The organism is Micromonospora taraxaci, from assembly GCF_007830095.1.
In the GTDB taxonomy this organism is placed as follows: Bacteria; Actinomycetota; Actinomycetes; order Mycobacteriales; family Micromonosporaceae; genus Micromonospora; species Micromonospora taraxaci.
Window position 1 is genome coordinate 5,113,464 of sequence record NZ_VIWZ01000001.1, and the last position, 18,923, is coordinate 5,132,386.

At 72.0% G+C, this 18,923-nt stretch carries 18 protein-coding genes; 8 read left to right on the forward strand and 10 right to left on the reverse strand.

What is annotated here, in order from left to right; translation table 11 throughout:
- Positions 1–89 precede the first annotated feature (89 nt).
- The 4 genes from FHU34_RS23100 to pgsA form a co-directional block, all read right to left on the reverse strand.
- On the reverse strand, positions 90–593 hold the full coding sequence (locus FHU34_RS23100; protein ID WP_145783937.1) for a hypothetical protein: 504 nt from the start codon (positions 591–593) through the stop codon (positions 90–92).
- Between the two features lie 81 nt (positions 594–674).
- Positions 675–1,835 carry a glycosyltransferase family 4 protein gene (locus tag FHU34_RS23105; protein WP_145783939.1) on the reverse strand — a complete coding sequence of 387 codons (1,161 nt, stop codon included), beginning with the start codon at positions 1,833–1,835 and terminating at the stop codon, positions 675–677.
- 58 nt (positions 1,836–1,893) lie between these two features.
- Positions 1,894–2,826, reverse strand: coding sequence for a phosphatidylinositol mannoside acyltransferase (locus FHU34_RS23110; RefSeq protein ID WP_145783940.1), 933 nt, complete (start codon positions 2,824–2,826; stop codon positions 1,894–1,896).
- Positions 2,827–2,869: 43 nt separating this feature from the next.
- Positions 2,870–3,499, reverse strand: coding sequence for a phosphatidylinositol phosphate synthase (gene pgsA / locus FHU34_RS23115; RefSeq protein ID WP_145783942.1), 630 nt, complete (start codon positions 3,497–3,499; stop codon positions 2,870–2,872).
- A 250-nt stretch (positions 3,500–3,749) separates the two neighbouring features.
- Between pgsA and FHU34_RS23120 the strand changes: the two genes are divergently transcribed.
- The gene (locus FHU34_RS23120; protein ID WP_145783944.1) at positions 3,750–5,906 is read left to right on the forward strand and encodes an elongation factor G-like protein EF-G2; all 2,157 of its coding nucleotides are present in this window, start codon (positions 3,750–3,752) and stop codon (positions 5,904–5,906) included.
- A 389-nt stretch (positions 5,907–6,295) separates the two neighbouring features.
- Here the strand turns inward: FHU34_RS23120 and FHU34_RS23125 are convergent, their stop codons facing one another.
- Positions 6,296–7,354 carry an aldo/keto reductase gene (locus FHU34_RS23125; RefSeq protein WP_145783946.1) on the reverse strand — a complete coding sequence of 353 codons (1,059 nt, stop codon included), beginning with the start codon at positions 7,352–7,354 and terminating at the stop codon, positions 6,296–6,298.
- A 97-nt stretch (positions 7,355–7,451) separates the two neighbouring features.
- Between FHU34_RS23125 and FHU34_RS23130 the strand changes: the two genes are divergently transcribed.
- The gene (locus FHU34_RS23130; protein ID WP_244311802.1) at positions 7,452–7,934 is read left to right on the forward strand and encodes a hypothetical protein; all 483 of its coding nucleotides are present in this window, start codon (positions 7,452–7,454) and stop codon (positions 7,932–7,934) included.
- 34 nt (positions 7,935–7,968) lie between these two features.
- On the opposite strand, the gene FHU34_RS23135 is transcribed toward FHU34_RS23130, so the two are convergent.
- The gene (locus FHU34_RS23135) at positions 7,969–8,481 is read right to left on the reverse strand and encodes an HIT family protein (protein WP_208745200.1); all 513 of its coding nucleotides are present in this window, start codon (positions 8,479–8,481) and stop codon (positions 7,969–7,971) included.
- A gap of 178 nt (positions 8,482–8,659) precedes the next feature.
- Here FHU34_RS23135 and FHU34_RS23140 point away from each other — a divergent pair, with 178 nt between their 5' ends.
- Entirely contained in the window at positions 8,660–9,388 is a 729-nt protein-coding gene (locus FHU34_RS23140; RefSeq protein WP_145783952.1) for a D-Ala-D-Ala carboxypeptidase family metallohydrolase, read from the forward strand.
- A gap of 45 nt (positions 9,389–9,433) precedes the next feature.
- Here the strand turns inward: FHU34_RS23140 and thrS are convergent, their stop codons facing one another.
- Entirely contained in the window at positions 9,434–11,443 is a 2,010-nt protein-coding gene (gene thrS, locus FHU34_RS23145) for a threonine--tRNA ligase (RefSeq protein ID WP_145783954.1), read from the reverse strand.
- A gap of 188 nt (positions 11,444–11,631) precedes the next feature.
- Here thrS and FHU34_RS23150 point away from each other — a divergent pair, with 188 nt between their 5' ends.
- From FHU34_RS23150 to FHU34_RS23160, 3 genes are all read left to right on the forward strand, one after another.
- Positions 11,632–12,576 (forward strand): DUF1775 domain-containing protein, encoded by a 945-nt coding sequence (locus FHU34_RS23150; protein ID WP_145783956.1) that lies wholly within the window; start codon positions 11,632–11,634, stop codon positions 12,574–12,576.
- 235 nt (positions 12,577–12,811) lie between these two features.
- Positions 12,812–13,501, forward strand: coding sequence for a response regulator transcription factor (locus FHU34_RS23155; protein WP_088990407.1), 690 nt, complete (start codon positions 12,812–12,814; stop codon positions 13,499–13,501).
- Between the two features lie 29 nt (positions 13,502–13,530).
- Positions 13,531–14,931, forward strand: coding sequence for a HAMP domain-containing sensor histidine kinase (locus FHU34_RS23160; protein ID WP_208745061.1), 1,401 nt, complete (start codon positions 13,531–13,533; stop codon positions 14,929–14,931).
- Between the two features lie 235 nt (positions 14,932–15,166).
- On the opposite strand, the gene FHU34_RS23165 is transcribed toward FHU34_RS23160, so the two are convergent.
- Positions 15,167–16,189: an adenosine deaminase gene (locus FHU34_RS23165; RefSeq protein ID WP_145783958.1), complete on the reverse strand. Its 1,023-nt coding sequence runs from the start codon at positions 16,187–16,189 to the stop codon at positions 15,167–15,169.
- Positions 16,186–16,980: a trans-aconitate 2-methyltransferase gene (locus FHU34_RS23170; RefSeq protein WP_145783961.1), complete on the reverse strand. Its 795-nt coding sequence runs from the start codon at positions 16,978–16,980 to the stop codon at positions 16,186–16,188. The genes FHU34_RS23165 and FHU34_RS23170 overlap by 4 nt, the downstream gene beginning before the upstream one ends.
- 83 nt (positions 16,981–17,063) lie before the next feature.
- On the opposite strand from FHU34_RS23170, the gene FHU34_RS23175 reads away from it, so the two are divergent.
- Positions 17,064–18,047, forward strand: a complete 984-nt coding sequence (locus FHU34_RS23175; protein ID WP_145783963.1) for an aldo/keto reductase — start codon at positions 17,064–17,066, stop codon at positions 18,045–18,047.
- Between the two features lie 88 nt (positions 18,048–18,135).
- On the forward strand, positions 18,136–18,330 hold the full coding sequence (locus FHU34_RS23180; protein ID WP_145783965.1) for a hypothetical protein: 195 nt from the start codon (positions 18,136–18,138) through the stop codon (positions 18,328–18,330).
- A 104-nt stretch (positions 18,331–18,434) separates the two neighbouring features.
- On the opposite strand, the gene FHU34_RS23185 is transcribed toward FHU34_RS23180, so the two are convergent.
- Positions 18,435–18,638: a cold-shock protein gene (locus tag FHU34_RS23185; protein WP_030338233.1), complete on the reverse strand. Its 204-nt coding sequence runs from the start codon at positions 18,636–18,638 to the stop codon at positions 18,435–18,437.
- Positions 18,639–18,923: the final 285 nt, after the last annotated feature.

The window sequence follows — 18,923 nt, forward strand, 5'->3', positions numbered from 1 at the left end:
ACGTGCGGTTCAACGCCGCACCGACAGCCAATCAGACCCCCGGTGGCCTGCCCTGTGGCCCTGATCACCGGTCGTGCGCGACCTCCCGGTCAGGTGGCGGGGACGTCGGCGGGCACCGTCAGGGTCGGGTCGTCGATGTCGAAGTAGCGCGGCCACTCCCGGCCCCGCCCCATCCGCAACAACCGCACCAGCGGCCGGCTACGCGCCGAGCGCGCGTCCCGGACCAGATCCGTGTGCACCTGCCGGGACAGCGCCAAGCGGCGACTGGCCGCGATGACCGCCCCACAGTCCGGATCGTCCGGATCCAACTGGACGGCACGCAACTGCCGGGTCAGGTCGTTCTCCGCCGCCTCACGCTCGTCCGGGCCGGCGTCCAGGGCGATCCGGGCCGCCGCGTACAGCTCGACGCCGAAACGCCGCTCAGCCAGCACCGCGGCCGCGGCCGCCCGGCGCAGCAGGTGGGCGTCCAGGGCCCGGGCCGCCAGCTCCGCGCGACCCTGCAACCTGTCGACCCGACCGGCCGTCCAGATGAGGTACGCCGCGACCAGCCCTACGACCACGCTCGCGGCCACCACCCACCACATGTGCGGCATCGTAGTGCTGCTCCGTTTCAGCTCCGATTGGGTGCGGTCAGGCCGGTTGACCAATCACCGCAACACCGTCAGTCACAGCGGTCAGCCCAGCCCCACCCATTCCTGGTCGATGACCCGCCCGTCGGTTGCCTCGATCGCCGCTGCGTATACCTCCAGAACACGGCGGGCAACCACCGGCCAGTCGAAATTCGCCACGACCTGATCCCCGCAGGCGGTCAACGTCGCCCGCGCGGAGGGGTCGTCCAACAGCTCGGTCAGCGCGTCGCGCAGCCCCACCGGGTCGCCGGTGGGAAAGAGCCGACCGGCGCGCCCACCGTCGAGCACCCGCCGGAACGCGTCCAGGTCGCTGGCGACAACCGTCGTACCCGCGGCCAGGGCCTCGGTGAGGATCATGCCGAACGACTCGCCACCGGTGTTCGGCGCCACGTAGAGGTGAACGCTCCGCAACATGCGCGCCTTGTCCGGTTCGGTGACCAGGCCGAGGAACGTGACGCGCTCATGCAGATCGGCCGGGAACTGGTCGTACAGGTCGTCGGGGTCACCGGGGCCGGCGACGAGCAACCGCAGCCCGGGTCGGGTGGCGGCCAGCGCCACGAACGCGTCACGCAGCACCGGGAAGCCCTTGCGCGCCTCGGTGAACCGGCCGAGGAACCCCAGCGTGCCGCCGGTACCCGGGCCCCAATCCCCCGGCCAGCCCGGCAACGGCTCGGCGTCGGCGAACTTGGCCACCGCCACCCCGTTGGGGATCTCCACGGCGCCGCCGTCCATGTGCTCCACCTGCACCTTGCGGGCCAGCGCGCTGACCGCGATCCGGGCGGTGATCCGTTCCAACACGATCTGGAGGACACCCTGCGCCGCCGCCAACACCCGGGAACGGGTCATCGCGGTGTGGAACGTGGCCACCACCGGGCCCCGCGCGGAGAGCACGGCCAGCAACGACAGGCTCAACGTGAGCGGCTCGTGCACGTGCAGCACGTCGAAGTCGCCGTTGGTGATCCAGCGCCGGACCCGGGCGGTCGAGACCGGGCCGAACGCGATCCGGGCCACCGATCCGTTGTACGGCAGCGGCACGGCACGGCCGGCGGACACCACGTACGGCGGCAGCGGCGAATCCTCGTCGGCCGGGGCGAGCACGCTGACCTCGTGACCGAGGGCGATCAACGCCTCGGCGAGGTCCATCACGTGGTTCTGCACACCGCCGGGGACGTCGAAGGAGTACGGGCACACGATGCCGATCCGCATGCGTCAGCGCCCCCTGTCCGTGATCGTGGGACACCATCCCACCGTGCCCACCTCGCCCTCAGGCCGGACCGGAGGCCGACGAGGGCAGCGCCGTGCCGTCCCCCGCCGCCCGCTGGTCCAGCCACATCCGCTGCAACATGTGCCAGTCTTCCGGATGCCGGGCGATACCCGCCGCCAGACGGTCGGCGATCAGCTGGGTCAGCGACCGGACCCGCTCGTCCAGGGGCCCCACCTCGGGCCCCGGCACCGGCAGCGGGCCGGCGAGCGACGCGCAGGCCGCGTCGGGTTCGTACCACATCGAGGCCACGTAGAGCGGCGCTCCGGTGTGCAACGCGAGCAACGCGGGCCCTGCCGGCATCCGGGTCTTCCCGCCGAAGAAGTCCACCTCCACACCACGGGCGGAGAGGTCCCGGTCGGCCAGCAGCGGCACCACCGCACCGGCACGCAACCGGTCCAGCAGCACCTCGAACGCCGGACGCGGCCCACCGTGGGTCGGCAGGATCTCCATCCCCACGCTCTCCCGGAAGGCGATGAAACGCTCGTAGACGCCCTCCGGCTTGAGTCGCTCCATGACCGTGGTGAGCGGCCAACCGGTGGCCGCCACCCAGGCCCCCGCGGCGTCCCAGTTGCCGGCGTGCGGCAACGCCACCACGGCGCCCCGGCCCGCGGCCACGTCGGCGGCGAGCATCTCGGCGCCGTCGAGCCGGAAGCCGGACAGGATCTGCGCCCGGCTCAACGACGGCAGCCGGAACGCCTCCATCCAGTACCGGGCGTAGGAGCGCAGCCCCCGCTTGACGAGATCGTCTAGCTCGGCGTCGGGCAGCTCCGGGCCGACCACCCGGCGCAGGTTCGCGCGCAGTCGGTCCGTACCCCCGCCGCCGCGTCGGTGGGCGCGGTCCGCGCCCGTTCGGAACGCCGCAGCGACCAGCGGCCGGGGTAGCGCGCGGACCACCCGCCACCCGGCGACGTAGCCCAGCTCGGTGAGGTTCACGCGGCCCGGCCGCCGGTCTTCCGGGACCGCGTCACCGCGCCGCTCACGCCTGGCCGTCCGGCTGGAGCTGCTGGGCCTGGCGGTAGACGTGCGCCATCCGCTGCCCCACCGTGAAGATCGACACGGCGGCGAGCAGCCAGAGCGCGATCTCCAGCGCCGGATCGACACCGACGCCGGTGAGGATTCCGCCGACGCCGACGATCAGCAGCCGCTCGGTGCGCTCGGCGATACCCACGTTGCAGGTCATGCCGAGACCCTCGGCGCGGGCCTTCACGTAGGAGACCAGGCTCCCGGCGGCCAGGCAGACCAGCGCGGCAGCCACCCCCGAGTAGTTGTCCTGCGTGGCCAGCCAGTACGCGACCGCGCCGAAGACGGCGCTGTCGGCGACCCGATCCATGCTCGAATCGAGGAACGCGCCGAACCTGGTGGAGCCACCGCTCATCCGGGCCATCGTCCCGTCGAGCAGGTCGGTGAGCGCGAACAGGGTGACAATCAACGCGCCCGCGACCAGATGGCCGCGGGCACCGAAGCCGAGCGCGCCGACGAGCACACCAACGGTGCCCGCGACGGTGACGGCATTGGGGGTGACGCCCGCGCGCAGAAGGGCACGGGCAATCGGCTCGACGACGCGGGTCATCCCCGCGCGGGCCGACACTTGGAAGATCTTCGCCATGGCGGTCCCCACGATAACGGTCCGCCCAGCTCCGCCGATACGGCCGGTCCCGCCGACGCGCCTGCGAGAGGCTTGTGCCTACCCGGCAACGGGTGTGAGATCGGGCCAGGGGGTGAGCCAGCTCACCCATCCACCCGTCCCGTTCCCGCTGTGCAGCAGACCACCGGAGGATATCGCCGCGCACTCGCCCCGGGCCGCTTCCCGTCGCGCGGCGGTCGCCACCCACCACCGGCTGAGGGAGGTGCGCCCGATGGCGCAGAAGAACCAGGAGAAGGGCTCCACCGGCGGCACGCCGGTCATGACCGAGCCCGAGCGGGTCCGCAACGTGGTGCTCGTCGGGCACTCCGGAGCGGGCAAGACGACACTTGTCGAGGCCCTGCTCGCGGCGACGGGCACGATCGGCCGGGCCGGCTCCGTGGTCGACGGCACCACTGTCGGCGACCACGACCCCGCCGCCGTGCGCCAACAACGCTCGGTCAGCCTGTCCTGCGCACCACTGCTGCACAACGGCATCAAGGTCAACCTCCTGGACACCCCCGGGTACGCCGACTTCGTGGGCGAGCTGCGGGCCGGGCTACGGGCCGCCGACGCCGCGCTCTTCGTCGTCTCGGCGGCGGGCGGCATGGACGCCGCCACCGTCGCGCTGTGGGAGGAGTGCGCCGCCGTCGACATGCCGCGCGCGGTCGCGGTGGCCCGACTGGACCAGCCCCGCGCTGACGTCGACGAGACGGTGGCGCTCTGCCAGCGCCTCTTCGGCGACAACGTGATGCCGCTCTACCTGCCGATGCTCGGCGACGACGGCGTGTCCACCGAGGGCCTGCTCGGCCTGATCACTCGTCGGGTCTTCGACTACAGCGCCGGGTTGCCCGCCGACGTCCGCGATCCCGACCCGGAGCACCAGCGGGCCATCGACGAGTCCCGCGACGAGCTGATCGAGGGGATCATCGCCGAGAGCGAGGACGAGACCCTGATGGACCGCTACCTCGACGGCGAGGACATCAGCGACGAGGTGCTCATCGACGACCTGGAGAAGGCCGTCGCCCGGGGTCACTTCTACCCGGTGGTGCCGGTCTGCGCCCAGACCGGCGTCGGGCTGGACGTGCTGCTGGAGGTGCTGACCGCCGCGTTCCCGTCGCCGCTGGAGCACGACCTGCCGGCGGTGACCGGCGTGGACGGCTCACCGCGGCCGCCGTTGACCTGCGACCCGGCCGGGCCGCTCGTCGCGGAGGTCGTCAAGACCACCGTCGACCGCCACGTCGGCCGGGTCTCGCTGGTCCGGGTCTTCTCCGGCACGCTGCGCCCCGACCAGACGGTGCACGTCTCCGGTCACGGCATGGCCGAACGCGGGCACCCCGACCACGACGCCGACGAGCGGGTCGGGCACATCTACACCCCGCTGGGCGCGACCCTCCGCGAGGTGCCGCTCTGCGTGGCCGGCGACCTCTGCGCGATCACCAAGTCGGGCAGCGCGGAGACCGGCGACACCATCTCGGCCAAGACCGACCCGCTGCTGATCGCCCCCTGGGAGATGCCGGAACCGCTGCTGCCGGTGGCGATCGTCGCCCACAGTCGCGCTGACGAGGACGCCCTGGCCCGTAACCTCGCCCGCCTCGTCGCGGGCGACCCCACGCTGCGCCTGGAACGCAACCAGGACACCCACCAGCTGGTTCTCTGGTGCATGGGCGAGGCGCACGCCGACGTGGTGCTCGACCGGCTGCGGGCCGGCGGCGTCGAACTGGACACCGAGCCGGTCAAGGTGTCGCTGCGCGAGACCCTGACAGTGCCGGCGAAGGGGCACGGCCGGCACGTCAAGCAGTCCGGTGGCCACGGCCAGTACGCGGTCTGCGACATCGAGGTCGAACCGCTGCCCGCGGGCAGCGGCTTCGAGTTCGTCGACCGGGTCGTCGGCGGCGCGGTGCCGCACAACTACATCCCCTCGGTGGAGAAGGGCGTCCGCGCCCAACTCGAACGCGGTCTGGTCGCCGGTCACCCGGTGGTGGACCTGCGGGTGACCCTGGTCGACGGCAAGGCGCACAGCGTCGACTCCTCCGACGCGGCCTTCCAGACCGCCGGAGCACTGGCCCTGCGCGACGCCGCCGACCGTGGCCAGCCGGCACTGCTGGAGCCGATCGACGAGGTCACCATCCGGGTGCCGGACGGTTCGGTGGGCACGGTGATGGGCGACCTGTCCGGCCGACGAGGCCGTGTGCTCGGCACCGAGCCCGACCCGGACACCGATGGCCGTACCCTCGTCCGCGCCGAGGTGCCGGCCACCGAGTTGCTGCGGTACGCCGTCGAGCTGCGCTCGATGACGGCCGGCACCGGCACATTCCGCCGTCACTTCGTCCGCCACGACCCGATGCCGGCGCACCTGGCCGACCAGATCCGCAAAGAGCACACCACCTGACCCCACCCGCCTGCCCGGCTCGGCCCTGCCTGCCCGCCCGGTTCGTCTCGGCATGACCGACAAGGTCATCGGGGCGGGCGGGGCCGGGCGGATGGGTCTGCCGTGGTCGCGTCCTGTAGAGCTGCCCCAGATGTGGGGCGCGGCTACCTCCCGCTGCATGCCGACCAAGCCGCCGCCGACGCGCCCTCAGCGCGGCGACAACGCGCCCTCAGTGCGACGTCAACGCACCCAACGCCCGAGTGCGCAGCGGCCGCCCCAGAAATGGGGCAGCTCTACAGGGGCCGGCACCGACATCGGGGGTGGCACGAACCCCGACCCGCGACAGGCCTGACCCGCCGGGAGCGTGGCTCCGCTCCGCGGGGCGGACCCGACCGGGTCAGAACACTGCGTCAGGGGTGCACGGTGGGATGGATGGGCGGGGGCCAGTGGGGGCGGTCGGCGTCGCGTAGCGCCGCCGTGCGCAGCGCCGCCAACTGGCGCTCGACCTCGACGAACTGGTCCGGCGGCAGCGGGCCCCGGTGCAGCGCTGCGGCGTTCTCCTCGATCTGGGCGACAGTACGGCAGCCGGGGATCGGGATGGTGCGGCCGCTGCGGGCCCAGATCCAGCCCAGCGCGCCCTGGGCGAGGGTGCGCCCGTCGGCGGTGAGCGCGGCACGGACCGCACCCACCCGACGGAGCCACTCCGGCGCGGGCCGGCCACCGCGGAACCACTCCAACCAACCGGGGGCCAACCCGCGTACGTCGTCGTGGGGCAGGGTCGACCCGGCCGAGTATTTGCCGGTGAGCAGTCCCATGCCCAGCGGGCCCCGGTTGACGCTGGCGAGGTCGTACTTGTCGCAGACGGCGAGCAGCTCCGGGGCGTCCCGCAGAACGGACAGGGTGTGCTGCACGGCAGTCGCCCCGGTGGCGGCGTGCCCGAACGCGGTGGCCCGGTCGGGACGGTCGGTGCTCCACCCGTACGCGCGGATCAGGCCCTCGGCGACCAGGTCCTCGCAGCCGCCGATCAGCGCCTGCGCGCGTGGCACCGACAGGTCGGCGAGGTGCAGCTGGTAGAGGTCGATCCGGTCGGTGCCGAGACGGCGCAGCGAGTCGGTCACGGCGGTGCGCAGGTACGCGGGCGACGCGTCCTCACCGGTGGCCTGTCGGCTCGCCTCGTCGAAGGTGTAACCCCACTTGGTGGCGATCACGGCCTCGTCCCGGCGGCCGGCGAGCGCCCGGCCGAGCACCCGCTCGCTGTGCCCGGCGCCGTACGTGTCGGCGGTGTCGAAGAGGGTGACGCCCAGGTCGAGCGCCCGGCGGACCGTCCGCACCGACTCGTCGTCGTCGACAGCGCCCCAGCCCAGCGGTTGGGTGCCCTCAGCCCACGGGCCGCCGATCGCCCAGCACCCCATACCGAGGGCGCTGACCTCGATGCCGCTGCGTCCCAACGTCCGTGTCGTGACTGCCATCGGCCGATCGTGCCACCTCCACGGGCCGGGGCGTAGCAGATCCCGGGGCCGGAATCGTGGATGCGAGCCGACCGACCACTACGGCATGATCACCCGCATGCGGAGGCTGGGTGTGGACATCGGCGGCGTGATCATCGAGCCGGCCGACGGGGACGCCGACACCTCGTTCTTCGGCGCGCACTACCTGCGTACACCTGTGGTCCACGGGGCGTTCGACGCGCTCGCGGCGCTCGGCCCGGCGTTCGACGAGGTGCACCTGGTGTCCAAGTGCGGGGAGGCCACCGAGCGCCGCACCCGGGAGTGGCTGGCCCACCACGACTTCGCGGCGCGCACCGGTATCCCGGTCGAGCGGCTCCACTTCTGCCGTACCCGTCCGGACAAGGCGCCGATCGCCCAGCGCCTCGGGCTGACCCACTTCGTGGACGACAAGCTGGAGGTGCTCGGCTACCTGACGTCGGTGCCGCACCGCTTCCTGTTCCGGCCCCGCCCGGCGGAGGTCGCCGCTCGCACAGCGCTGCTGCCTCTCGTACACCGGGTGGAGAGCTGGCCGGAGCTGACGCCGCTGCTGCGCGCCGACTAGAGGGACCGGCGCAGGCCTCGCGTCGCGCCGACGGTCAGGACGGCCAGGCGCGGGCGAGCAGGTCGCGGGTGTCGTGCAGCAGTTGCGGCAGGACCTTGGTGCGGCCGATCACCGGCATGAAGTTCGCGTCGCCGCCCCAGCGGGGCACCACGTGCTGGTGCAGGTGCGCGGCGATGCCCGCGCCGGCCACCCCGCCCTGGTTCATGCCCAGGTTGAAGCCGTGCGCGTTGCTCACCGTGCGGATGACCCGCATCGCGGTCTGGGTGTACGACGCCAGCTCGGTGGTCTCCGGCACGTCCAGGTCGGTGTAGTCGGCGACGTGCCGGTAGGGGCAGACCAGCAGGTGGCCCGGGTTGTACGGGTAGAGGTTGAGCACCACGAAGACGTGCTCGCCGCGGGCCACCACCAGGCTCTCCTCCGGCGGCAGCTGGGGAGCGCGGCAGAACGGGCAGCCGGTCGGCTTCTCGTAGCCCTCGGCCGGGCGGTCCTCGCCGGAGATGTAGGTCATCCGGTGCGGCGTCCAGAGCCGCTCCAGGCCGTCCGCCATGCCGCCGATGTCCGTGTGCCGTTCCGCCCCTGTCACGAGCCGATCCTACGGAGCCCCGCAGGCATGCCGCGACACCTGCCCGACGGGAAAACGTCACCGTGCAAGTTCTTGACGGATCAACAGTGAAACATGAAGATTCCATGCATCCAGAAACTTCCATGCATTAATGGAGGGCTCCATGATCCGACGGCTCGGCCGGCTCCTCGCGGCACTCGCCCTGACCGCCGCCACCACAGTGGCCGGCGTCACCCTCACCGCCGGCGCCGCCCAGGCGGACGGCTGCTACACCTGGGGTCGCACCCTGTCCCAGGGGGCATCCGGTGAGGACGTCCGGCAACTCCAGATCCGCGTCGCCGGCTACCCCGGTTACGGCGCGGTGCTCGGCCTCGACGGCGCGTTCGGCCCGGCCACCCGGTCGGCGGTAATCCGCTTCCAGCAGGCGTACGGGCTGCCCGCGGACGGGATCGCCGGCCCGCAGACGTTCAATCGGCTCTACGCCCTCCAGGACGACGACTGCACACCGGCCAACTTCAGCTACCCCGAGCTGAACAAGTGCAACAGCGACTGGTCCGGCGGTGCGGTCTCGGCGAGCACGGCACGGTTCAACGCGCTCGTCTCGATGTGGAAGCTCCAGGCCATGCGGCACGCCCTCGGCGACGTGTCGATCTCGATCAGCAGCAGCTTCCGCAGCTACGCCTGCAACAGCGCTGTCGGCGGCGCGTCGAACAGTCGACACCTGTACGGCGACGGGGTCGACCTGGTCGGGTCGCCGTCGTTCTGCCGGCTGGCCCAGCAGGCCCGCTACCACGGCTTCGGGCAGATCCTCGGCCCCGGCTACCCGGACCACAACGACCACACGCACGTCGCGGCGGTCGGCGGCTGGTCAGCACCGAACTGCGGCATCTGACTCCGGTGCGTGCCCGGCCGGTCGGCCGGGCACGCACCGGGGGCGTCATTCCGCGGCGGCCGAGGGGCCGATGTTGGTGCGGGAGCTGACCACGTCGAGGACGTGGGTCACCGCCTCGGCGACCGGCACACCGTTGCGCTGGGATCCGTCGCGGTAGCGGAAGGAGACGGTGCCGGCGGCCACGTCGTCGTCACCGGCGATCACCATGAACGGGATCTTCTGCTGCTGCGCCGTACGGATCTTCTTCTGCATCCGGTCGTCACCCGCGTCCACCTGGGCGCGGATCCCCTCGGCGCGCAGCGCCGCGACGAAGCCGTGCAGGTAGTCGGTGTGGTCCTCACGGATCGGGATGCCCACCACCTGCACCGGCGCCAGCCAGGCCGGGAACGCCCCCGCGTAGTGCTCGGTGAGCACCCCGAAGAACCGTTCGATCGACCCGAACAACGCCCGGTGGATCATGACGGGCCGCTGGCGGCTGCCGTCGGCTGCCTGGTACTCCAGCCCGAAGCGCTCCGGCTGGTTGAAGTCGACCTGGATGGTGGACATCTGCCAGGTCCGGCCGATCGCGTCCCGCGCCTGCACGGAGATCTTCGGCCCGTAGAACGCCGCGCCGCCAGGGTCGGGCACCAGGTCCAGGCCGGAGGTCGCGGCGGCGGTCCGCAGCGCCTCGGTGGCCTCTTCCCAGTCCTCGTCGGCGCCGATGAACTTGGGCGAGTCGTCCCGGGTCGACAGCTCCAGGTAGAAGTCGTCCAGCCCGTAGTCACGCAGCAGGTCGAGCACGAAGCTGAGCAGCGTGGACAGCTCACCGGCCATCTGCTCGCGGGTGCAGTAGATGTGCGAGTCGTCCTGGGTCAGGCCACGGACCCGGGTCAGGCCGTGCACGACGCCGGACTTCTCGTACCGGTAGACGGTGCCGAACTCGAACATCCGCAGCGGCAGCTCCCGGTACGACCGCCCGCGCCCCCTGAAGATCAGGTTGTGCATCGGGCAGTTCATCGCCTTGAGGTAGTAGTCCGCGCCCTCCAGCTGCATGGGCGGGAACATGGTGTCCGCGTAGTACGGCAGGTGACCGGAGGTCTGGAACAGCTGCGCCTTGGTGATGTGCGGGGTGTTGACGAACTCGTACCCCGCCTCCTCGTGGCGCCGCCGCGAGTAGTGCTCCATCTCCCGGCGGATGATCCCGCCCTTGGGGTGGAAGACCGCGAGGCCGGAGCCGATCTCGTCGGGGAAGCTGAACAGGTCGAGGTCCGCGCCGAGCTTGCGGTGGTCGCGCCGGGCGGCCTCCTCCAGCAGCTTCAGGTACGCCTTGAGCTCGTCCCGGGTCGGCCACGCGGTGCCGTACACCCGCTGCAGTTGGGGGTTCTTCTCCGAACCGCGCCAGTAGGCGGCGGCGGAGCGCATCAGCTTGAACGCGCCGATCAGGCGGGTGGTCGGCAGGTGCGGGCCCCGGCAGAGGTCCGACCAGCAGACCTTGTCCTCCTTGGCGTCGAGGTTGTCGTAGATGGTCAGCTCGCCGCCGCCCACCTCCATGACCTCGTCGGTGTCCAGGCCCTCGCCCTTGACCTCGATCAACTCCAGCTTGAAGGGCTCGTCGGCCAGCTCGGAGCGCGCCTCGTCCAGGCTGCCGAAGCGGCGACGGCGGAACCGCTGCCCGGACTTGATGATCTCCTGCATGCGCTTCTCGAGCTTGCTGAGGTCATCGGGCTGGAACGGCTTGTCGACGTCGAAGTCGTAGTAGAAGCCGTTCTCGATCGGCGGGCCGATGCCCAGCTTGGCCTCGGGGAAGATGTCCTGCACGGCCTGGGCGAGGACGTGCGCGGTGGAGTGGCGCAGCACGTTGAGCCCGTCGGGCGAATCCAGGCTGACCGGCTCGACGACGGTCTCCTCGGCCGGCGACCAGTCCAGGTCACGCAGCTGACCCTGCGGGTCGCGGACCACGACGATCGCCTTGGGGCCGTTCGCGGGCAGTCCGGCCGCGGCCACCGCGTCGGCCGCCGTCGTCCCGGCGGCGACGACGACGGGGTCGGCCACGGCGGGGGTACGGGGTGCGGACACGGTGACTCCTCCAAGCGGTACGAAACGGTGCCGATCCTCGGCTCCTGCCGATGCTATCGGTCCACCCTCCCGGGGTCCGGAAGGGCACCTTCCTGCCGGCCACGTTGAACCTTTCGCGCCCCGCAGCCGAACTACCAGGTGTGGCCGGAAACCGGTGCCGGCCGCACGGACACGGATGGGGGCACGAGATGGCGAGCACGCACGGCGGCGAGCGCCGACGGCGGATCGCGGCGGTGACCGCGCTGACCGCCGCCGGGCTGCTGTTCTGGCCCAGCGCGGCGTCCGCGGCGGACGTGACGACCACCCCGACCGAGGCCCGACAGGGCGACGCCGTACGCCTCGAATTCACAGTGCCGGAGGATCGAGCCGGCACGAAGACGAACCAGATCGAGGTCCGGCTGCCGGTCGACGCGCCGATCGCCGAGGTCTACCCGATGTCGGTGGACGGGTGGGCGCCCCGGCTCAGCTCCCGCACCCTGGACAAGCCGCTGGCCGGAATCCACTCCTCCGGGGTGAGCACTGTGACCACGGCGGTGACCTGGGTCCGGGTCGGCGAGAGCGGGTCCGGGCCGGCCCGGCTGGCGCTGTCCATGGGCCCGATGCCGCAGGCGGAGCGGCTCACCTTCGAGGTCGTCCAGACGTACGCCGATGGCACTGTGGTCCGGTGGGCGGACGCGACGGGCGCGCACCGCGCCCCGGTGCTGACCCTGCTGCCGGCGGCCCCGGGCGCTGCCGGACCGGCCGCACACGGCGGGGGCCACGGGGCACCGGCCCCCGGCGCGCCGGCCGGTCCGGGCACCGGTGTCGACGACGATCCGGCCGCTCGTGCCGGTGGTGCCGGCGAGGAGTCGGGCAGCGCCGACGGGATGCTGGCCGCTGGCCTGCTCGCCGGGCTCGGCGGCGGCGCGGCGATCGGCTGGCTGGTCAGCCGGTGGCGCCGACGCGACCCGGCCGAGCCCCTGGCGCTCGCCGAGGCGACCGGGAACGCGGACCAGCCCCCGACCCTCGCCGAAGTGACCGGCCGCCGCACCGACGAACCCGCGACCCGGGCCGACGGCACCGAACCCACCGACGACCCCACGACGCCGGCCGAAACCGCGGCCCCCGCCGAACCGGTGCCCGCTTCTCGTTGATCGACTCGGGTTTCCGGAAACCGCAGCATCCCAGTCGCGCGGACGGCCCGACGTCCGGAAACCCGAGTTGATCACGCCCAGGACGCCCAGGACGCCCTGGGCGGCCAGGCGGGCGCGGCGTCAGAGCGCCAGTCGGGCATCGACGAACAGCGTGAACGACATCGTCGTACCAGCTGGCCCGCCCCTCAGGTACGCCGCAACGCGATCAACTTGCCAGGCCAAGTACGGTCTTGTCGTGGCCTCCGTGCTCCTGGTCGAAGACGATCACGTCGTACGCGGCGCGATGCTGCGGTCCCTCACCGACCGTGGGCATGCCGTGCACGCCGTGGGTACGGCGTTGGACGCGCTGCGTCGGGTCGCCGCGGAGACACCCGACCTGGTGGTGCTCGACCTGGGCCTGCCCGACCTGGACGGCTCGGACGCGTTGCGGATGCTGCGGGGCATCACCGACGTCCCGATCATCATCGCCACCGCCCGCGACGACGAGCAGTCCGTGGTGAAGCTGCTCCGCGCGGGCGCGGACGACTACATGGTCAAGCCGTTCACGGGGGCGCACCTGGACGCGCGGATCACCACAGTGCTGCGCCGGGCCGGGCGGGCCAGCCGGACGGTGCAGCCGGCGGTGCACAGCGTCGGTGGGCTCCGGGTGGACGTGGGCGAGCGCAGCGCCCTGCTCGACGGGGAGCCACTGGCGCTGACCCGTAAGGAATTCGACCTGCTGGCGTATCTCGCCGCGCGACCTGGGCGGGTAGTGTCCCGCCGGGAACTCTTGGAGGAGGTATGGCGGCAGCCATCGGTCGGCGAGGACCAGACAATCGACGTTCACCTGTACTGGCTTCGCAGAAAGATGGGCGAGTCCGCAGCGAAGCCGCGCTACCTGCGCACCGTGCGGGGGGTCGGATTCCGGTTGGTGGCACCGGACTGAGGACGGCGCTGGCCCTGCTCACGGCCGGCATGTGCAGTCTCGTCGCGCTCGCCTTCCTGATCCCGCTCGGGCTCAGCCTGCGGGAGCAGAGCCGGGACGAGGCGATCGCCGACGCGGCCCGGCGCAGCGCGCTGGTGACCGGCGCGCTGGCGGTGAGCACCGACCCGGCGGCCGTCGAGCGTGCCGTGGTGGCCAGCGCCGAGGGGTCCGACTTCCCGCCGGTGGTGCACGGGTTGGGGCTGGACGAGTCGACCGGTCGGGCCAGCGGCAGCGACCTTGACCAGGCCCGAGCCGACCGACGGTCGTTGGTCGTCGATGTCGACGGCGGTGTGCTTCGACTCGACCCGGTGGTCCTCGGTGACCGGACGGCGGTGGTCGAGGTGTTCCTCCCGGATTCGACGTTGGGCGAGGGCGGCGGCACCTGGTGGCTGCTGTTCGCGGTCGGCGCGGCGATGGCCGGGGCGGCGGTGCTGGTGGTCGACCGGGTCGCCGCCCGCGCGGTGGACTCGACCCGGGGTCTGGTCAAGGCCGCGCTCTCCATCGGCGACGGCGACCTGGGGGTACGGGTCGAGCCGACCGGTCCCCGTGAACTGGCCGAGGCCGGCTACGCCTTCAACCGGATGGCCGACCGGCTCGACGCGGCCCGCACCGACGAGCGGGAGCTGGTGGCCGATCTGTCGCACCGTCTGCGTACCCCGTTGACGGTGCTGCGGTTGGACGCGGAGGCGTTGGAGTCCGACGACACCAGCGTGGGTTCGTTCAGCCCTGCGGAGTTGGACCGGCTCCGTGGCATCCGACGGATCCGGCAGGCGATCGTCACCCTGGAGGGTGAGATCGACGTGCTGATCAAGACCACCCGCAAGGCGGTGGCGCACGAGGCCGGGCCGGCGATGTGCGACGTCAGCGAGGTGGTCCGGGACCGCATGGTGTTCTGGGCGGCGCTGGCCGGTGACCAGAACCGGCCGCACCGGGTGAACGGCGCGCAGTTGCGCATCCCCGCCCCGGTGCCACGAGCCGAGCTGGCCGCCGCGCTGGACGCGGTGATCGGTAACGTCTTCCGTTACACACCGCAGGGCACCGCGTTCGAGGTGGCCGTGTCGCGGCGCGACGGTTACGTGGCGATCCGGGTCGACGACGCCGGACCCGGCATCCCCGACCCGGACCGGGCACTGCGCCGGGGGACCAGCGACCAGGGTTCGACCGGGCTCGGTCTGGACATCGCGAAGCGGGTGGCGTTGCAGGCCAACGGCTCGGTGAGCATCGACCGCGCCCGGCTGGGCGGGGCCAGCGTGGTGATGCTGCTGGCCGACCCGGAGGCGACGCCTCGTCAGGTCAGCCGGTTCGGCCTGGTGGGTCGGATGGCGCGTGACGCCCGGGACACGAAGGCCACCGGACGGCGCTGGCCACGCCAGCGACCCACCGACGAGTGACAGTGCCGGCCCGGGTTGTGCCCCGGTGCAAGTCTTCCTTAGATCGCGGTTAACGACCGAGCTGGAACGGTTGTGGGCTGACAGGATCAGTGCAGGAACCCAACAGTTTCACCGGTCGAGCGCACCACGCACCCACGGCCGGTGAAGCCGCGCGCGCGGCGGGAGTCTCAGGTCCCCCCACACCCACGCTCCCGCCGCGCGCCCTGCTCTCCCCCTCGACCCCGGCCGTGTCGGCTCAGCCGGCGCTGGTGAGGTACGCGTCGATCTCGGCGGTGATCCGCTGCTTGCCGGCGGCGTCGAGGAAGGACGCGGTCACCGCGTTGCGAGCCAGCCCGGCCACGCCCTCGCGATCGGCCCCGAGGAGGCGGGCCGCCACCGCGTACTCGTCGTTGAGGGTGGTGCCGAACATCGGCGGATCGTCGGAGTTGATGGTGACCAGTAGCCCGGCGTCGACGAGCTGACGCAGCGGGTGCTCGTCGAGGTTGGCCACCGCCCGGGTCCGCACGTTGGACGTCGGGCAGACCTCCATCCCGATCTGCCGCTCGGCCAGGTAGGTCAGCAGCTCCGGGTCCTGGGCGGCGGAGATGCCGTGCCCGATCCGCTCGGCGCCCAACTCGTTCAGCGCGTCCCAGATCGTCTGCGGCCCGGTGGTCTCCCCGGCGTGCGGCACCGAGCGCAGACCGGCCGCGCGGGCCTGTTCGAAGTAGGGCCGGAACTGCGGCCGGGGTACGCCGATCTCGGGGCCACCCAGCCCGAAGCTGACCAGCCCGGCCGGCCGCTCGTCCAGGGCGATGCGCAGCGTCTCCTCGGCGGCGGGCAGGCCGGCCTCGCCGGGGATGTCGAAGCACCAGCGCAGCTCCAGGCCGAAGTCGGCCAGGGCGCGCTGGCGGGCGTCCTCGATGGCCTCGCAGAACGCCGGCGCGGGGATGCCCCGACGCACGTGCGAGTACGGGGTGATGGTCAGCTCCGCGTACCGGACCTGTTGGCGGGCCAGCTCCCGGGCCACCTCGTGGGTGAGGATCCAGACGTCCTCCGGGTCGCGGATGAGGTCCACCACGCTCAGGTACACCTCGACGAAGTGCGCGAAGTCGCGGAACTCGAAGTAGGAGGCGAGCGCCTCGGGGTCGGCCGGTACGGGGGTGCGTCCCTCGTGGCGGGCGGCCAGTTCCGCGACGATCCGGGGCGAGGCGGAGCCGACGTGGTGCACGTGCAGCTCCACCTTGGGCAGGCCGGCGATGAAGGTGGTCAGATCGGTCACTGGTTCTCCTGTGCATGGTCGCCGGTGTGGGCGACGACGAAGACGCGGCGGAACGGGAAGTACACCTGACCCTGCCGCACCGGGTACGCGGCGGTGAGCCGTACCCCCAGCTCGGTTCGGAAGGCCGACCACCCGGCGGCGTCCAGCGCGGCCCGGACGGGGCGCAGCGCGGTGCCCTCCATCCAGGTCAGGACCGGGTGCTCGGCGGCGGGCCGAGCCGGCAGCAGGTGCACGTAGGTAGTCTCCCAGGCGTCCACCGCGCAGCCGGCGGTGGTCAGCAGCGCCGCGTAGTCGGCCGGGTCGTCGACGGGGTCCGCGCGCAGCAGCGGGGCCACCTCACCGCGCCAGGTCGGCCGGTCGGCGACCTCGCGCAGGGCGCGGTGTGACGGAGCCTCGAAGTTGCCGGGGACCTGCATGGCGAGCCACGCGCCGGCGGGCAGCCCGGCGGCCCAGCGGCGCAGCAGCTCCTGGTGACCGGGCACCCACTGGAGCGCGGCGTTGCTGACCACCACGTCCTCGTCGCCGGTCGGTCGCCAGTCGCGCAGGTCGGCGACCGCGAAGTCGACGGGAGCGCCCAGGGCACTGGCCCGGTCGATCATCTCGGGTGAGGAGTCCAGGCCGAGGACCCGGCTCGTCGGCCAGCGCTCGGCGAGGGTGGCGGTGAGCTGGCCGGGGCCGCATCCGAGGTCGACCACGGCCCGGGGTCGCGCGGCGGGGATCCGTGCGACGAGGTCGTGGAAGGGTCGAGACCGCTCGTCGCCGTAGCGCAGGTAGGCCGTCGGATCCCACATCTCGCCTCCCAAACCGTACGTCCGTTTTGTTTTACGGTACGGCTCGCGTGGCATGGCGGCAACCCGATCACTAGGCTCGGGGCATGGAACAGCGCAGCTTCACCCGGCTCGGCCGGACCGTCGGCGCGGTCGGCCTGGGCGCCTGGCAACTCGGCGCCGACTGGGGCACCGTCAGCGAGGCCGACGCGATGGCGGTGCTCACCGCCGCCGTGGACTCCGGGGTCACCTTCCTCGACACCGCCGACGTGTACGGAGACGGCCGCAGCGAGCAACTGATCGGCCGCTTCCTGCGCTCCCGGCCCGACGCCGGGCTCACCGTCGCCACCAAGATGGGCCGCCGCGTCGAGCAGCGACCGGAGGCGTACACCCTGGCCAACTTCCGGCAGTGGACCGACCGCTCCCGGGCCAACCTGGGAATGGACACGCTGGACCTGGTCCAGCTGCACTGCCCGCCCACCGCCGTGTTCTCCTCCGACGAGGTCTTCGACGGGCTGGACACCCTGGTCGCCGAGAAGGCCATCGCCGGGTACGGGGTCAGCGTCGAGACCTGCGACCAGGCCCTCACCGCGATCGCCCGGCCGGGTGTGGCGAGCGTCCAGATCATCCTGAACGCGGTCCGCCACAAGCCGTTGGAGCAGGTCCTGCCCGCCGCCGCGGCCGCCGGTGTGGGCATCATCGCCCGGGTGCCGCTGGCCAGTGGCCTGCTCTCCGGCCGGTACGACGAGCACACCGAGTTCCCCGCCGACGACCACCGCAACTACAACCGGCACGGTGCCGCCTTCGACGTCGGCGAGACGTTCTCCGGCGTCGACTTCGAGCAGGGGATCGCCGCCGTCCGCCGACTCGCGCCGCTGGTCGACGCGGACCGCACGATGGCGCAGTTCGCGCTGCGCTGGGTGCTGGACCAGGCGGGCGTCACAGTGGTCATCCCCGGTGCCCGCGACGCCGACCAGGCGCGACGCAACGCCGCGACGGCGGCCCTGTCGCCGCTGACCGACGAGCAGTTGGCAGCCGTACGCGAGATCTACGACGAGCTGATCCGCCCGCAGGTGCACGACCGGTGGTGACCCGCGCTTCCCGGGTACTCGCGTCGCGCCGCGCGGCCGGCCATGCTGGAGGGCGGCGCGCTGCCTCGGGCAGCGGAGAGGGGACGTGATGAGGGGCTGGCTTTCGCTCACCCTCGGCCTGTTGGCCGTCGTGATCGGTGCGGTGTGGACGGTGCAGGGCCTCGGCTACGTCAGCGGCAGCCTGATGACCAACGAGAGGATCTGGGCGGTGCTTGGGCCGCTCGTGTCGCTGGCCGGGCTGGTGGTGCTCTGGTTCGGTCTGCGCTCACGTCGCCGAACCTGAGCAACCCGAACGCGTGGAAAAGCCCTGCACCCCGGGAGGGGTGCAGGGCTTTCAACGACCCTGGCCGGATCGTCCCACTGGCCGGTGGGGGCCGGCCGTCTCACTCAGATGGGACGAACCTGCTCGGCCTGCGGGCCCTTCTGACCCTGAGCGATCTCGAACTCCACCCGCTGGTTCTCCTCCAGCGAGCGGTAGCCGCTGGTCTGGATGGCCGAGAAGTGGACGAACACGTCAGCACCCCCACCATCGACGGTGATGAAGCCGAAGCCCTTGTCAGCGTTGAACCACTTCACGGTTCCCTGAGCCATGTGTATCTCCCTCTAAAAACTGGTGGCCGTGCACGCCGTCCGGCCGATTGGCCGTTTTCGAGCAGCGGCGCCTGAGGCGGCCCCACGAAGGAGACTTCTCTCAACCCACGCCATCTCTCAACAGCGTGGACCAGCAAATCACGTACGCAAAAAGTCTGTCACGACCTCTCCGACGAATTTCTCCGACATGTGACCTGACGGATGCCCGAGATCCGCTGGGCGGCGTCCGAACCCATGCGAAAGCCCCCTTCCCATCGATGCGGGAAGGGGGCCGAAGTCGCTGTG